The 14,884-nt window shown below is 42.0% G+C and carries 16 protein-coding genes and 1 pseudogene; 15 read left to right on the forward strand and 2 right to left on the reverse strand.

Annotated elements, in window-relative coordinates; all coding sequences use genetic code 11:
• The first annotated feature begins 4 nt into the window (after positions 1-4).
• The 9 genes from NI21_RS0109980 to NI21_RS16405 all read left to right on the forward strand — a co-directional run bounded on the left by NI21_RS0109980 (position 5) and on the right by NI21_RS16405 (position 8,988).
• Positions 5-313 carry a DUF4315 family protein gene (locus NI21_RS0109980; protein WP_005334805.1) on the forward strand — a complete coding sequence of 103 codons (309 nt, stop codon included), beginning with the start codon at positions 5-7 and terminating at the stop codon, positions 311-313.
• Positions 288-1,022, forward strand: a complete 735-nt coding sequence (locus NI21_RS0109985) for a CD1107 family mobile element protein (RefSeq protein WP_005334804.1) — start codon at positions 288-290, stop codon at positions 1,020-1,022. The genes NI21_RS0109980 and NI21_RS0109985 overlap by 26 nt, the downstream gene beginning before the upstream one ends.
• A gap of 72 nt (positions 1,023-1,094) precedes the next feature.
• Positions 1,095-3,206, forward strand: coding sequence for a DNA topoisomerase 3 (locus NI21_RS0109990; RefSeq protein ID WP_033126088.1), 2,112 nt, complete (start codon positions 1,095-1,097; stop codon positions 3,204-3,206).
• Between the two features lie 28 nt (positions 3,207-3,234).
• Positions 3,235-4,284 (forward strand): DUF5688 family protein, encoded by a 1,050-nt coding sequence (locus tag NI21_RS0109995; protein ID WP_005334802.1) that lies wholly within the window; start codon positions 3,235-3,237, stop codon positions 4,282-4,284.
• Between the two features lie 82 nt (positions 4,285-4,366).
• A complete protein-coding gene (locus tag NI21_RS16900) occupies positions 4,367-4,534 on the forward strand; it encodes a hypothetical protein (RefSeq protein WP_005423587.1) in 168 nt (55 codons plus the stop codon).
• Positions 4,524-7,106 carry a JAB domain-containing protein gene (locus NI21_RS0110000; RefSeq protein WP_033126089.1) on the forward strand — a complete coding sequence of 861 codons (2,583 nt, stop codon included), beginning with the start codon at positions 4,524-4,526 and terminating at the stop codon, positions 7,104-7,106. Before NI21_RS16900 ends, NI21_RS0110000 begins: the two co-directional genes overlap by 11 nt.
• Complete coding sequence (locus NI21_RS0110005; RefSeq protein ID WP_003864553.1) at positions 7,103-7,363, forward strand: transposon-transfer assisting family protein; 261 nt, start codon at positions 7,103-7,105, stop codon at positions 7,361-7,363. The genes NI21_RS0110000 and NI21_RS0110005 overlap by 4 nt, the downstream gene beginning before the upstream one ends.
• Positions 7,353-8,237, forward strand: coding sequence for a DUF4316 domain-containing protein (locus NI21_RS0110010; RefSeq protein ID WP_033126090.1), 885 nt, complete (start codon positions 7,353-7,355; stop codon positions 8,235-8,237). The genes NI21_RS0110005 and NI21_RS0110010 overlap by 11 nt, the downstream gene beginning before the upstream one ends.
• A gap of 553 nt (positions 8,238-8,790) precedes the next feature.
• Complete coding sequence (locus NI21_RS16405) at positions 8,791-8,988, forward strand: hypothetical protein (protein ID WP_015535391.1); 198 nt, start codon at positions 8,791-8,793, stop codon at positions 8,986-8,988.
• A 222-nt stretch (positions 8,989-9,210) separates the two neighbouring features.
• Here NI21_RS16405 and NI21_RS0110025 read toward each other — a convergent pair whose 3' ends face one another.
• A complete protein-coding gene (locus NI21_RS0110025; RefSeq protein WP_002584957.1) occupies positions 9,211-9,567 on the reverse strand; it encodes a helix-turn-helix transcriptional regulator in 357 nt (118 codons plus the stop codon).
• A 398-nt stretch (positions 9,568-9,965) separates the two neighbouring features.
• On the opposite strand from NI21_RS0110025, the gene NI21_RS16410 reads away from it, so the two are divergent.
• The 6 genes from NI21_RS16410 (at position 9,966) to NI21_RS0110045 (ending at position 14,670) form a co-directional block, all read left to right on the forward strand.
• On the forward strand, positions 9,966-10,151 hold the full coding sequence (locus NI21_RS16410) for a cysteine-rich KTR domain-containing protein (RefSeq protein WP_003431289.1): 186 nt from the start codon (positions 9,966-9,968) through the stop codon (positions 10,149-10,151).
• A gap of 16 nt (positions 10,152-10,167) precedes the next feature.
• Positions 10,168-11,151, forward strand: coding sequence for a 23S rRNA (adenine(2503)-C(2))-methyltransferase RlmN (gene rlmN / locus NI21_RS0110030; RefSeq protein ID WP_002584956.1), 984 nt, complete (start codon positions 10,168-10,170; stop codon positions 11,149-11,151).
• 472 nt (positions 11,152-11,623) lie between these two features.
• Positions 11,624-12,061 carry a sigma-70 family RNA polymerase sigma factor gene (locus NI21_RS0110035; RefSeq protein ID WP_002604474.1) on the forward strand — a complete coding sequence of 146 codons (438 nt, stop codon included), beginning with the start codon at positions 11,624-11,626 and terminating at the stop codon, positions 12,059-12,061.
• Positions 12,045-12,287, forward strand: a complete 243-nt coding sequence (locus NI21_RS0110040; RefSeq protein WP_002604473.1) for a helix-turn-helix domain-containing protein — start codon at positions 12,045-12,047, stop codon at positions 12,285-12,287. Before NI21_RS0110035 ends, NI21_RS0110040 begins: the two co-directional genes overlap by 17 nt.
• Before the next feature lie 458 nt (positions 12,288-12,745).
• Positions 12,746-12,919, forward strand: coding sequence for a transposon-encoded TnpW family protein (locus NI21_RS16420; RefSeq protein WP_002604472.1), 174 nt, complete (start codon positions 12,746-12,748; stop codon positions 12,917-12,919).
• A 77-nt stretch (positions 12,920-12,996) separates the two neighbouring features.
• The gene (locus NI21_RS0110045; RefSeq protein ID WP_033126092.1) at positions 12,997-14,670 is read left to right on the forward strand and encodes a recombinase family protein; all 1,674 of its coding nucleotides are present in this window, start codon (positions 12,997-12,999) and stop codon (positions 14,668-14,670) included.
• Between the two features lie 7 nt (positions 14,671-14,677).
• On the opposite strand, the pseudogene NI21_RS17265 reads toward NI21_RS0110045, so the two are convergent.
• Positions 14,678-14,884, reverse strand: a pseudogene (locus NI21_RS17265) (recombinase); the annotation flags it as partial.

Below are 14,884 nucleotides of genomic sequence, written 5' to 3' on the forward strand. Positions count from 1 at the left end.
AAGTTTGAATAAAAAGATTAAAAAATATCTGGATGAGATTGCCAAGACAGAGAAAAAGATCGCGGATCTGCAGCAATATCTTAGGGGTGTCCAGGCTGCATTAAAGCAGGAAGAGGACAATGAGATGATCAGGTGCATCCGTGGTATGAAGATGGATAATGATCAGTTATATGATCTTTTGGATGGTATCCAGAGTGGAAAAGTTAAATTTCAGGTAAGCAGGGAGTCTGACGATGAAGGTTCAGGCTCCTTTGTATTCACAGAAGAAAATAAGGAGGAATATCAGAATGGTGAAATGGAAGAAAATGAATAAGAAAATGGCAGGACTGCTGTTGGGAGTCATGATGCTTTTTACAGCATCAACCACAGCATTTGCCTATGTGGATGAATCGGCAGAGGCATCCAAAGTAGAGACAACTCAGACGGAACAGTCAACAGACAAAGAAGAGAAAAAGGACGAGGCGACAAACACAAACGAGGTGCTGCCGGAAGATGGAACAGACAAGGGAACTGCATTTACGACACCTGGCAATGGTGAAGTCAAGGATGACATTACCGATGATTCCACAAAGGAATTTCTTACGGTTACAACAAAGAATAACAACACTTTCTATATCGTGATCGACCGTAGTGCCACATCACAGAATGTCTATATGTTATCCCAGATTGATGAGAATGATCTGTCCGAATTTCTGGATAAAGACAGCACTGCTACTGTCGTAACACCACAGCCAGATAAATCAAAGGTAGTGCTGGATGAAACAAATAATGAGGATGTAGACAAGGAAGCTACCATTGATCCGGAGAAAACAGCATCTGCAAAAACCAATATGGGTGCAATGGCAACAATCCTGATTTTGGCTCTCGGCGGTGTGGCAGCTTACTACTACTTCAAGATCTATAAACCTAAAAAAGAGGAAGATGAGGATGATCAGCCGGAAGGTTTGGAAACAGGTGGACTGGAAGAAGTTCCGGATGAGGAAGAGTCTGAAGACGAAGATTTTGAAGAAAATGAAAAATAAATAAACTTTTTTAGTGGAGGGGGCTGTAAAACATGCTCTCTCCGTTTCGTTATATGAAGGAGGTAATACATCATGTATTTAGTAATTGCAGAAAAACCAAGTGTATCAAGAGCAATCGCAGAAGTGATTGGAGCACAGGAACGAGAAGACGGATATTTACAAGGAACCGACTGTATGGTCAGCTGGTGCTTCGGACATCTGGCCGAATATGTTTCACCGGATGCTTACGATGAGAAATTTAACCAGTGGAGATATGAAGATCTCCCGATCATCCCGAAAAACTGGAAAGTTACAGTCTCAGAAGATAAGAAAGATCAGTTCTATATCTTAAAAAGACTGCTCAACAGTCCGGAAATTGAATACGTCGTAAATGCCTGTGATGCCGGACGTGAAGGAGAATTAATCTTCAAACATGTCTATGACTTATCCGGAAGTAAAAAGCCGGTGAAACGATTATGGATCAGTTCTCTGGAAGATTCAGCAATCCTTGATGGAATGCAGCATCTGAGATCCGCAGAGGAATACCGACATCTGGCCGAAGCTGCTGTATGCCGTTCTCAGGCTGACTGGCTGGTAGGAATGAATGCAACCAGAGCTTACACCACAAAGTACTTCAAAAAGCTGACCGTTGGAAGGGTTCAGACACCGACACTTGCCATGTTGGTGGAACGTGCCGGACAGATCAGCAATTTCCAGAAAGAAAAGTATTTCAATGTGGAACTCGATTGTGATGGAATTCCGGCTGTAAAGCCAAAAATCTTTGATCCGGATGAGGCGGAACAGTTAAGAAGCAGATGCCAGGGAAGTGAAGCTATTGTCACAGCAGTAAAAGAAACGGAAAAGAAAGTAAAAGCACCAAAGCTTTATGATCTGACCACACTGCAGAGAGAAGCAAACCGTATCTACGGAATGACAGCCAAACAGACACTGGATACCGCTCAGAGCCTGTATGAAAAGAAACTGATCACTTATCCAAGAACGGACAGCCAGTATCTGACCGAAGATATGGAGCAGACAGCAAGAAATGTGGTTCGTCAGATTTATGAGAAATATCAACTGACAGGTCCGTTTGATCAGCCGGAGCAGCCAGATGTGAAGAAAGTCATGAATAACAGCAAGGTGACAGATCACCATGCAATCATTCCAACGATGGAACTTGCATCCTGCCATCTGGATGAATTGAAATCCTGGGAAGAAAAGATTCTTTTCCTGATTGCAGTCCATACGGTCATGGCAATGAGTAAGGATCACATTTACCAGGAAACAGAGATTGAAGTGGAATGCCAGGGAGAAATCTTCAAAGCAAAAGGAAGAACTGTGTTGCAGGATGGATGGAAACTCTTTGAAAACTGCTTCAAGAATAAGGATCGCATGGCAATCGTAGATCCGGATCAGGAAATGAAAGAGAGGATGCCGAAAGTAACCCAGGGACAGACTTTCTATGCTGTAGCTGCAGAAAAGACAGAACATTTTACATCGCCACCAAAACCATACAGTGAAGATACTCTCCTTGCAGCAATGGAAACTGCTGGAAATAAGGAATTCGATGAAGACACAGAAAAGAAAGGATTAGGAACTCCGGCAACAAGAGCTGGTATCATCGAAAAACTGATCTATTCCCAGTATGCCACCCGAAAAGGGAAACAGATCCTTCCAACAGATGATGGAAAAGTCCTTGTGGAGATCCTGCCAGACTTTCTGAAATCTGCAAGTATGACTGCAGAATGGGAAAATCAGCTGCTCTTGATGGAGCATGGAGAGATTGCACCGGAACAGTTTATGACCGAGATCAAAAACATGCTGACCATGATGCTGAATGGATGCGATGCGATTTCCGAAGAAGAAACAAGAAGATTTCAGACCAGAGAAAGCATTGGAACATGTCCGGTATGTGGAAGCCTGGTATATGAAAGCAAAACCAACTTCTATTGTAGCAACCACGATTGTCACTTTGCTCTCTGGAAAGATAACCGCTATCTGCAGAGCATGGAAAAAACCATGGATAAAAAGATGGCTGCAGAACTTCTGAAAAGTGGATGTGTGCATGTAAAAGACCTGTATTCCAGAAAGAAGAATATGTACTTTGAGGCAGATCTTCATATGGATGCAGATGAAACCGGAAGGGTGAATTTTTCTTTATCCTTTCCCAAAAAGAAACCAAAAAACAAAAGCAAAAAGAAATAAGAAAACAGATTAGAGGAGGAAACGAAGAATGAATTTTAATGAATTTGTAAATGAAGTAAAGGACAATATCAGACTCTTTTTACCGAAGGATTATGAGAATGCCGAGGTGTCAACGATGGAGTGTCAGAAACTGAACCGTGCCTATACGGGATTGATGGTGAGAAAAGAAGGGGAGATGCTTACTCCAACAATTAATCTTAACCAACTGTATGAAGCATATAAAGCACAGCCTGGCGTAACAATGGAAACTGTATGTAGAAAGATTGCAGATATAGTCATTGAGGCACCGATACAGGTTGATCTGAAATCCATTTTAAATTATGAAGATGTGAAGGACAAGCTGTTTATCCGTGTATCATCAGCCGAAGCAAATAAGGAAGTCCTCGAAAATGCGCCACACCATCTGAAGGAAGATCTCGCAATCACCTATCATGTGGCAGTAGGCAAGGATCAGGATGGATTAAGTTCCATGTTTATCAAGAATGATCTGCTTGAACAGTATGGAATCTCTGCAGAACAGCTTCATGAAGATGCGATGAAAAGTTCACCGCGTGTCATGGCTCCGGAGGTATCAAGTATAGGTGCATTGATAGATGAAATGTACCAGAAAAATATTCTCATGCTGACACCGGATGAACGTGAAATGCTGCAGGAAACATTGCAGGAATCAAGCGAGATGCCGACATTCTTTGTTGTTACGAATACAGACAGAATTGATGGAGCCGGTGTGATCTTTTATCCGGAATTCATGGATAGCATGGGGGAACTTCTTGGAAATGATTTCTTCATTTTGCCATCATCCATCCATGAAATGCTGGTCTTGCCAGATGACGGGCAAGTGGATGCAGAAATGTTAAGAGATATGGTAAAAGAAGTCAATGCGACTCAGGTAGCACCAGCAGAACGCCTTACCAATGATGTATATCACTTTGACACAAAGGATCACGTCTTTGAAAAAGCCGACAGATTTACAGAACGTCAGAAAGAAAAAGAAGCGCAGGCTGCAAAAACAGAGAAAGCAGGAAAAGAACAGCCGGATCAGAAACCGAAAACAAAGAAGCACGATATGGAACTCTAATATCAAGCATGAAACCCGTTAAATGAGCAAACGCCCTGCGGCATAAGGAAATGTCGTGGGGCATTTTGAAAAGGAGAAGATTATGACGAAAGAGAACATTAAAACAAATACAAGCTTAAGATACAGCCAGTATCGAAAAAGATTATCACACACATTTTCGTTTAAAAAATTGAAGAAGCAAATTGAGACGTTACATGATCAGGAATTTATTATAAATGTGCCGATTGGAGGTGTTGCTGATGGCAGATAAATTAGAACAGGTAGCAATTCGTATGGTGGAACAGCCACCACTTTATAGTAATGAACCTATGAATAATCCAGATGTAGCAATTCGTGTTATGAATGAATTTCTTTCCCAGATGGATCGGGAACTCTTTTGTATTGTTAATTTACAGGCAGATTTAACACCGATCAATATGAATATCGTATCTGTAGGATCGCTGAATGAAGCATTAATTAATCCAAGAGAAATATTTAAGAGTGCAATTCTTTCGAATGCTCATTCAATGATGCTCATTCATAATCATCCGTCCGGAAATCTGACACCATCTACATCGGATATCCAGACTACAGCAAGAATGCAGGAATTAGGGGAATTGATGGGGATTTCATTGGTTGATCACATCATTACAGGACGGAATGGGAATTACTATTCCTTTCGAGATAAAGGAGAATTTCCAGATAGCAGGGTTCGTTTTTCTACTCGTGTTGAAGATATTGATCTGACTAAAGGAATGGTGACTGAAGCCACCGCACCCTATGAAGAAGTAACAGATACAAAAGAAAAGGGTGACGTAAGAGATATTCCAACAGTGCAGACAGCAACAATTCCATTACCGGTTCAGGGAAAAGATATGGACAGCATTATGCAGTCACTGGAATCCGGTGTGGAAGAACTATTTACAAGTAACCGCTATCAGGAATTTCTTAAAACCATGGCAAAGTTTCACAATTATTCCTTTAATAATACAATGCTGATCGCCATGCAGCGACCGGATGCCACACTTGTTACCAGCTACAAAAACTGGCAGTCCATGGGTAGACAGGTCATGAAAGGCGAAAAAGGAATTACAATCATTGCACCGGCACCATATAAGAAAATGAAGGAAAAAGAGGTTCTGGATGAAAATCAGCGACCGATCATGGGAACCGATGGAAAACCTAAGACTGAACAGGTGGAAGTTACAGTTCCGCATTTTAAAGCAGTTACCGTCTTTGATATTGCTCAGACATCCGGGGAACCAATCCAGACACTGGCACCGGAATTACTGACTGCAGCTGTACAGGATTTTGATTCTTTCATGCAGGCTATTCAGAAAATATCCCCAGTGCCGATACGATTCGATGAGATCGATGGCAATGCCAATGGATATTATCACAATGCAGATAAGGAAATCGTGATCAAAAAAGGACTCAGTGAAAGCCAGACCTTAAAGACTGCTATTCATGAAACTGTCCATGCTAAACTGCATGACAAGGAAATCATGGAAAGCCTGGGTGTAGAAAAAGACCGTCTGACAAAAGAGGTTGAAGCAGAATCTGTTGCTTACTGTGTGTGTTCTTCCTTTGGTTTGGATACATCGGATTACAGTTTTCCTTATATTGCAGGGTGGAGCAGCAGCCGGGAAATGAAGGAAATGAAAGCATCTATGGATGTGATCCGCAAGACAGCCGGTGAAATGATCGATCAGCTTACAGAAGAACTGGAAATCATTCTTGAAGAAAAACAGAAAACAGAATTACATGAAAAATACGGCATTCTGGTAGATGCACTGGAAGCAGCCGGATACCGTTATGATTATCGGGAAAGCGAACCGGGACATATTGTACTGGCACCGGATGGGACACATGAAATTGCCGGGTATTTGCAGTTTGAATCATGGGGAGATATCAAAGACTGGCTGGAAGATACGATTGCAGAAGGGACGGATGTTTCGGAGAGAGTTGATCGGGCTATGTACCCATTTAAGTATGATTATACCCTAGAGGAAGAAATGTTCAGAGGTAATGGTGACCTCTATGCGATTTATCATGTGGATGAAGACACACCGGGAAAACAACATTTATTTATGAATATGGCAATGGTCAAAGAAGATGGAATTACAATCGATGCAGAAAATTATAAATGTGTCTATTCTGGCAGATTACATGAAAATGAAAAGCTGGATGATTTGTACGCTATGTTCAACGATAATCCACCGGCAGATTATAAAGCACATTCTATGTCGGTCAGTGATGTTATCATTACAAACCGTGGTGGGGATATGCAGGCATATTACGTGGATCGATTTGGATTTGCAGAACTTCCAGACTTTGCAGCACAAAGAGAAAAAATACTCGATATTGTCCCGGAAATAGAAAATGTGGATTATGAAAATGATCTTACATGTATCAGCTTTTATGCGGCTGAATGTGCTGAATTTCCTGTAATGGGTGAAGTACATTATGACCTGACATTACCAGAAGCCTTGGAAGCTTATGAGAAAATCCCATCAGAACGTATGCATGGACTGAAATGTGTTGGCTTTGATCTGAAAGACGGAAGTGATTATGAAGGAATGCAGAGTCTGATGATTGAAGGAAAAATACAGAAAGAATTTTTGAATTCGATTCCTGGATTTAGAGAAAATTCTTATGTGCAAAATGCAATCAGTCGTGTGGAAAAATACTTGGAAGAAAGACATCCAAATGTGGAAAATCCTCTGGAATCCAATAAGAAAGTGGATAACGAAAAAAATATAAGCGAAGAAAAAAACGAGAAGGAGCTGAATATACAGATGAAACCAATACCGAAAAAGAAAAGGGGGGAAATGAGCCTATGAGAAATGTAAACCTGGAAGAAAACGAACTGACTATTACTGCTATCTTCCAGCAGCACACAAAGGAAGAAACAATCCAAACACTGAAAGAAGCTTTGGAAGTTTTGGAACAGGAAGAAAGTGATCCTGAGAATGATGAAATAATTGAGATCATCAATTCTACAGTTGGAAAATTACAGCAGATCGAAGACAAATACTACTATTCTCTGGATCTGAATTATTATCTGAATAACTTGGAGGATGATGCCTATGAAGCTTAATCAATTTGCAGTCTACCGAGTAGATCAGCAGACAGCAGGAAAAGCACTGTGGCATCTGCCATATCAAGAGGCAAGACAGCAGAATGTGTCGATTACTGTCGAAAATTACCGATTAATCTCGATTCATGAAATGCAGGAAAATGAAAAAGTCGCTGACATCTGGAAACGAATGAAAAAGCAATGCGAAGTCAGTGACGTGCTCGTATTGAACAAGAACGGAGAAATCAGTTGCTACTATGTAGATGAAAACTATCCACAGTATCTGGCCGGATTCATTCGTATCAATACATCCGGTGCACTGATCACTATGGAAACTGAGAATTATCAGATCGATGGGAAAAAAGGAAACTGGATTGCCACAGACACCATCATTATTGATGGAAAACAGTTTTATTTGATGGAACATCAGGTATACCGAGATCAGGCCCAGGGTGTTATCCTGGATGCCTATGGAAAAATGGTTGTCGAAGAATGTAAGAAATTCGATGAAAAGACAAAACAAAAGATTCATGATTACATCCAACAGCAAGTACCGCTAAATCCGGTCGAACAGCTAAAACAAGATGGTAAAATCCGTCTGGAACATTACCAGAAATTCTACCAGAACGGCACTTATGAACGAAGCAGAGAATCTGGTACCGAAGCCAATTATGATATGGTGGACGGTCTGGTGAATAATCAGAAGAAGAATCAGGAAAAGACCTCTGATGCTAGCAGCAACAATCAGACCTCCCGAAATCAACAGGATGGAAAATCTAAGAAACGAAGATCCGTGATCAAACGTCTGCATCAGAAACAGATTGCCATTGCTCGCCGGTCCGGAAAACCGATACCCAAATACCTGGATCAGGAAATGGAAAGAAAGCGGGGGTAGAATATGCGAAGGTTAAAGTGTGAAAAAGAAACGATTATTCTGACCAATGAAGATGACGGATTCTATGATGTGTATACCTTCAATCAGAGCTTGCAGAAACGGTTACGGGCATTCGCTGAGAAGTATCCGGATGATTGCTGGTTGAAAGGATCTTCGGAGGATGGCAGTGAAACGTATATAATCAAAAAGGGCCGGTTGTCATTGAATTTAAGACCACCCTATTCTAAGGACAGAATTCATAAAGCAACAGAACGAATTATTGAAGAACAGAAGGAACAATCAAAGGATTCATAGAATGCGATTTAAGAGAAAAAAGCCTCATGACCATGAGGAAAAATGAAAGCAAAATATGTTAGCTGATAAAGTGTATAGGCTCAAAAGGGAAAGTTCCCTTTTGGGCCTTATTTTGTTTAAAATCATTTAGTAGTACAAAACCTGATTTTATCTTTTATATATTTGATAACAAGTAGTGAATAGTTGATTTAAGTAGTTTTCAGTGGTACAATTATTTGAGGAAAATTCATGTAATAGTATTAAATGCAGGGAGAAAAAAATGGCAAGACCAAAAAAGAATGGAACATACCTTAATGTATGTATTGAAACTCCTATTTATGAGCGATTAGAAAATTTTTGTAAAGATGCAGGACATACAAAAACGGTTGCTGTTGAAAGAGCATTAATTTCTTATTTCGATGAATATGAAGAAATGAAAAAGAAATTAAAAGAATTAGAATCTAATCAAGACAAATGAGAAATTCATGCAGGGGAGAATCAAGCAAATGATCAACGGCAAAGATCAAGAAATTATAACTATAAATAAAACAGGAAATTCAATATTAAATAACGCAAAATATTCTGCAGATAACACGGATGAATGGTATACTACATTTGTTGCGCGTTCCTTTGATTTTGGACGCAAAAAAAGATTGCAGCCGCCATGCGCTGCAATCTCCCGATTTCTCATATTGTGAGGTTAATCCTCTGCTTTTTCGACTTCCGTTATCTCCCTTGCTGTTGCGGTTACAATCCGTATGCCTTTATCGCTCATACCGTCCAGCAGCGCGTCAAGCTGCCGCCGCCCGGTGGATTTCTCCGCATTGCTGTTCGGGAAGAAAAATTGATCTACCGAAATATGATACCGGGTTACAAGGTCATAGAATACCTGTAAACTCGGCTGTTGTCCCTTGTTCTCGATATTCGCAAGGTAGCGCGGGGAAATATATAACTCGTCGCTTACCTTTTTGCGGCTCTCGCCGTATTCATTTCTCGCGGCTTTTATAGCTGCCCCGAAAGCCTTAAAGTCGTACAATGGTACGGGTCTTTTTGCCATTTTCATTCACCCTGTTACATTTTACAGTTCACCTTTCTTTTTGGATATGTCCACACAATTCATATCATTAGGTTAAATACTTCCTGTTGTGTATTGACAGTAGACTGATTTTCTGATAAAATAAAATTTATGTAAAAGGAGGCGGCGTTTATGTTGCATAGCATGCGTATTAGATAAGCATTGAAAAAAAGGATTTTCCCATTTTCAACATGGGCTTTTTTGTCATGCTTATTTTGCGGATGCTATACAAAAAACTAACGACGTATAGATATAGTATAGACATAGTGCAAGCTATGCCTTAGTTTTGTTGTACTGCTCTGTGCATTATAAATGCAGGTCAATGCTCATGTTGAGGATTGACCTGCATTTTTTTGTGTAAAAAGGACGAGTGAAATATAATGCTTAAAAAATATTGGATAAAATGTCCGATTTGTAACGGAAAGACGAGAGTTCAAGTATTTCATAATACTGTATTAAAAGATTTTCCTCTTTTCTGCCCTAAATGCAAATTGACGCATATCATTGATGTAGAAAAATTAGAGATTGTAATCAAAAATACAGAAAAACAAACTTTTATTATTTAGAAGAAAGGATATAAAAATGAAACGTTTACCTAAATATACGCCTGCGGAAGTACGGAATGATCCATACGGATTTACTTACAAAGAAATGTCGGAAGTTATTGGCGAGAATGAAGCAAAAGCCTTATATGAAGAATTATATAAGCAATTACCACGCAAAAAAAATCTATCAATGTTGGTAAAAAATATTTGCAAAAGCAGTGATACTGAAAAGTATGTTTACGAACTGAAAGACAACAAATACATTGAAACGGTTTTTATCAAGCGGCGAGATGGTGGAACTGTTTGCGTGAGCACACAAGTCGGTTGTCCTGTTGGTTGTATTTTTTGTGAGTCCGGGCGAAATGGCTTTGTTCGTAATCTAACATCGTCAGAAATCGTACAACAGATTATATTGTTGCGTCGAAAAGTAAACCGTATCGTTTTTATGGGTATGGGAGAGCCTTTATTCAATTATGACAACTTGATAAAAGCAATCCATATTCTCCGAGATAGATATGGGCTCAACTTTCCAACCGACGGCATTACCATATCAACAGTTGGTCCGGTCGATCAATTAAAAAAATTGCGCGAGGAACATCTTAAAATTCAGTTGACAATATCTTTACACGCAGCAACACAATCTGCAAGAAATCGTATTATTCCTCACATGCGCATATATGCTATTGAAGATGTTGTTAAGCAAGCCTTATCCTATTCTGAAAGGCATAATCGCAAAATTGTCTTTGCGTATTTGCTTTTACCGGGTATAAATGACCGGCCCTCAGATGTAAGACAACTTGCAAAATGGTTTCGGGGCAAAAAAGTTATGATTAACGTGTTACAATACAACCCAACAAGCAATTCAAGAATTAAAGCACCACAGAAACGGGAAATAGTTGCATTCAAACATCAATTAGAGCAAGCAGGACTTGAAGTTACTATGAGAGTTTCTCATGGCAGAGAGATTAACGCGGCTTGTGGACAGTTAGCTAACACATATAATAAATTCAAAAAAAAATGATTAAAAGTGCCAGACGCATAGACGCAGAGCCGATAACGCATTAGGTCAAAAAACCTATGTGTTATCGGCTTTTTTATTTAATATTGCGCAAAAGCCGCTGTTCCCTATTATAGAATGGATTGCGGGTAGTGTATTAAAGTCGCCCTTTTTTAAGGATACGGCGGTATCGGGGAGGTATCGCCGTGTCCATTTTTATTTACTGTAACCCGCCTAATGCTTTGCGGTCAAAAAAAGCTATGCTCCGCAAGCGGGATATTCCGGCTATGAATGTGAACTGTCAATACATTTAGCTACTGCTTACATTTCCTTTGCGCCCGTCCGCGTCTTGCGGACGGGCGCATTTTGCTTTTTTTTTTTTTTTCTGAAAAGCGCACTCAAGAGCCATCTCCCGAACGGGTACGGAGCGAAAGGGGCAGAGAGGACAAGCCCTTAACTCCCGTCCTCTACTCCACGCGGGAAGGAGGTGAACTCTATGGAGCTATCTTCTTCCGACAAGGAAAGAATACAACATCAGTACGACGCATTAGCAAAGAAAACTTTGGTCGGCGAAGCGAAAAGCCACCGCCGCACTCTTGCGAAACGCGCAGCACGCGAAGTTACTTTTTCGGATTTGAGCGAAAGCGAACTCGCGCAGCTTTTCACAACGGACGAATACGAAAGCGATTATTTCCGTTTTCAAGTGTCCGGCTTTGATGTACTCGTCAAAAATGAACTGCTTGCCGAAGCCCTTAACGCTTTGCCCGAAAGGAAACGCGACATTATCCTTTTGTCCTACTTCTTGGATATGAGCGACGCGGAAATTGGCGAACTGCTGAATGTTGTACGCACGACGGTTTTCCGGCACAGGAAATCCGCGCTTGCGAAAATCAAACAGTATTTGGAGGGAAAAGCAGATGATGAATACCGTTAGGAAGTCTGAAAATCTGTTGCCGTTCCCTGTCATTTCCGCAGCGGCAAACGGCGACACAACCGCCATGTGCGCGATCTTGAAGCACTACGAGGGTTACATAGCGAAACTTTGTACCCGCACGCTGAAAGACGACGCGGGCAATACCTATTCCTATGTGGACGAGGAAATGCGTAACAGGCTGCAAGTGCGCCTTATTACCCGCACCCTTGCTTTTCATGTAGGATAATCTTTTAGCCCATGCGGGGAGCGTGTCCCCTTTCCACGCTTCCCGTTATGGGCTATTTGTCGTTCCGCAAAAGCATATCCGCTGTTGATGTGCTTTTGCAGGCCGACAAAGCCTATTGTTCTTTGACAAAGAAAGCGGCCTTTGGTGCGCAGCATAACAGGCAAACGGGTACATTCCGTCTGTACCGAGCCAGTCGGCGGGTACGCCATGACAGCTTTTCCCCATAGGGGAAAAGCCGAGCGAGAACTACCGCGCCGTAAAACAGGTTTAGCAGCTTGTGGGCGACGACATACAAGGCGGCACAATGATACTCCCGCGTTGAACACCCTCAAAGTATTGCGCGGCGCACCCATAAGCATGGGCCGGGGTGAAACTCCCGTGAGGTTGCAGCTAACAACCGCCCGTTTTTGCCTTTTGACGAATATAGTTTATCCATACAGGAAAAGGAGGTTTTTCTAATGGATAAAAAACAGACAATTACAACCGAACGCAAAATAGGGAAAATCACCTATCTTGTTCAAGCGTTGCCGAGTGAAAAGGCAACCGATACAATCCATAAAAAGATTGAGAAACTCATTGTAAAGGATTTGCAGAAAAAGCCCGGAAATCCGGGATTTTTAGCGTCCGAGTAGTGCATTAGGCGGCGGGATATGGTATAATGATAGCAACACATTATACCTGTTTATTCGGCTGTCGGAAAGGAGGACTAATGTTACAGTCGAATAAAATCACCGCCCTTTACTGCCGTTTAAGTCAAGAGGATATGCAAGCCGGAGAAAGCGGAAGCATACAGCACCAAAAAATGATACTTCAACGCTATGCGGACGAACACCATTTTTTGAACACAAAGTTTTTTGTGGACGACGGATTTTCCGGCGTGAGTTTTGAGCGCGAGGGGCTGCAAGCGATGTTGCAGGAAGTGGAAGCCGGACGAGTGGCGACGGTCATTACCAAAGACCTTTCCCGTCTTGGCAGAAACTATCTGAAAACGGGCGAACTCATAGAGATTGTATTTCCCGAAAACGGAGTACGCTATATCGCGATCAACGACGGAGTTGACACAGCGCGGGAGGATAACGAGTTTACCCCCTTGCGGAACTGGTTTAACGAGTTTTACGCCCGCGACACAAGCAAGAAAATCCGCGCAGTTAAACAGGCACAGGCGCAAAAAGGCGAGCGCGTCAACGGGGAATATCCATACGGCTATATCCCAGACCCGAACAACCGCCACCACCTTATACCCGACCCGGAAACCGCGCCGATTGTCAAACAGGTTTTCGCTATGTTTGTTAGCGGCGTGCGTATGTGCGAAATCCAAAAATGGCTTGCGGAAAACAAAGTCTTGACGATTGGAGCGTTGCGCTATCAGCGTACAGGACAGGCGCGGTATCAGCGGGCAATGATCGCCCCCTATACTTGGCCGGACAAAACGCTCTATGACATATTAGCAAGGCAGGAATATTTAGGGCATACCATAACCGCGAAAACTCACAAGGTATCCTACAAGTCGAAAAAGGCCCGGAAGAACGAAGAAGAACAACGCTATTTCTTCCCAAACACCCATGAGCCGCTTGTTGACGAGGAAACCTTTGAACTTGCGCAAAAGCGGATTGCTACCCGCCACCGCCCGACAAAAGCAGCGGAGATTGATATTTTTTCCGGCTTGCTGTTTTGCGCTGGTTGCAGACATAAGATGTATTACCAACAGGGCGTAAATATCGAGCCGCGCAAGTTTTCCTATTCTTGCGGCGCATGGCGCAACAGGGCAAGGACAGGCAGCGAGTGTACCTCTCATTATATCCGCAAAAACGTACTTCTTGATTTAGTGCTGGAAGATATGCGGCGGGTTTTGCGGTATGTTAAGGAACACGAACAGGACTTTATCTGTAAAGCTACCGAGTACGGCGACATGGAAGCGAGAAAGGCATTAGCGCAGCAGCAAAAGGAACTTTTCAAAGCACAGGCGCGTATGACCGAACTTGACACGCTTTTCCGCAAGCTGTATGAGGACAACGCATTAGGCAGACTGACAGATGAACGGTTTGTGTTTCTAACTTCCGGCTATGAGGACGAAAAGAAATCCCTTGCCGCAAGGATAGACGAGTTACAACAGCAGATCGCAACCGTTACCGAGCGAAAAAGGGATATATCAAGGTTTATTCAGATTGTCGGGAAATACAGCGACATACAGGAATTGACCTATGAAAACGTCCATGAGTTTATCGACCGTATTTTGATACATGAATTAGACCGGGAAACCAACACCCGGAAAATCGAAATCCATTATAGCTTTGTCGGACAGGTTGATACCGAGCAGGAGCCGACGCAAGTTGTCAACCATGACCGCCGCAACATGGTAGATGTAAAAAGTATCGCTATCTAACCCCAGCAAAATTCGTACCCGTATAGCCATCGTCCACATAGTAGGTGGGATTTGGAAACCCGTGTTCCTTAGCGTACTTGAATAGATATTCTTTTTGATTTACGATACTGTTGCTCTCGCCTTCACGTCCATCGTCCTGACTCAGACGACAGTACAAGGCGGTGATTTCTTCCTGCTGTCTTTGCAATGCTTTCTCCTTTCCGACAGCAGACAC

It is taken from the genome of Eubacterium sp. ER2 (genome assembly GCF_000765215.1).
GTDB classification, from domain to species: domain Bacteria; phylum Bacillota; class Clostridia; order Lachnospirales; family Lachnospiraceae; genus Claveliimonas; species Claveliimonas intestinigallinarum.

Bases quoted from the DNA above. Each gene is read 5' to 3' on its own strand.
- NI21_RS0109985 (WP_005334804.1), top strand. From the start codon at position 288: ATGGTGAAATGGAAGAAAATGAATAAGAAAATGGCAGGACTGCTGTTG.
- NI21_RS0109990 (WP_033126088.1), top strand. From the start codon at position 1,095: ATGTATTTAGTAATTGCAGAAAAACCAAGTGTATCAAGAGCAATCGCA.
- NI21_RS0109995 (WP_005334802.1), top strand. From the start codon at position 3,235: ATGAATTTTAATGAATTTGTAAATGAAGTAAAGGACAATATCAGACTC.
- NI21_RS16900 (WP_005423587.1), top strand. From the start codon at position 4,367: ATGACGAAAGAGAACATTAAAACAAATACAAGCTTAAGATACAGCCAG.
- NI21_RS0110000 (WP_033126089.1), top strand. From the start codon at position 4,524: ATGGCAGATAAATTAGAACAGGTAGCAATTCGTATGGTGGAACAGCCA.
- NI21_RS0110005 (WP_003864553.1), top strand. From the start codon at position 7,103: ATGAGAAATGTAAACCTGGAAGAAAACGAACTGACTATTACTGCTATC.
- NI21_RS0110010 (WP_033126090.1), top strand. From the start codon at position 7,353: ATGAAGCTTAATCAATTTGCAGTCTACCGAGTAGATCAGCAGACAGCA.
- NI21_RS16405 (WP_015535391.1), top strand. From the start codon at position 8,791: ATGGCAAGACCAAAAAAGAATGGAACATACCTTAATGTATGTATTGAA.
- NI21_RS0110025 (WP_002584957.1), bottom strand. From the start codon at position 9,567: ATGGCAAAAAGACCCGTACCATTGTACGACTTTAAGGCTTTCGGGGCA.
- NI21_RS16410 (WP_003431289.1), top strand. From the start codon at position 9,966: ATGCTTAAAAAATATTGGATAAAATGTCCGATTTGTAACGGAAAGACG.
- rlmN (WP_002584956.1), top strand. From the start codon at position 10,168: ATGAAACGTTTACCTAAATATACGCCTGCGGAAGTACGGAATGATCCA.
- NI21_RS0110035 (WP_002604474.1), top strand. From the start codon at position 11,624: ATGGAGCTATCTTCTTCCGACAAGGAAAGAATACAACATCAGTACGAC.
- NI21_RS0110040 (WP_002604473.1), top strand. From the start codon at position 12,045: ATGATGAATACCGTTAGGAAGTCTGAAAATCTGTTGCCGTTCCCTGTC.
- NI21_RS16420 (WP_002604472.1), top strand. From the start codon at position 12,746: ATGGATAAAAAACAGACAATTACAACCGAACGCAAAATAGGGAAAATC.
- NI21_RS0110045 (WP_033126092.1), top strand. From the start codon at position 12,997: ATGTTACAGTCGAATAAAATCACCGCCCTTTACTGCCGTTTAAGTCAA.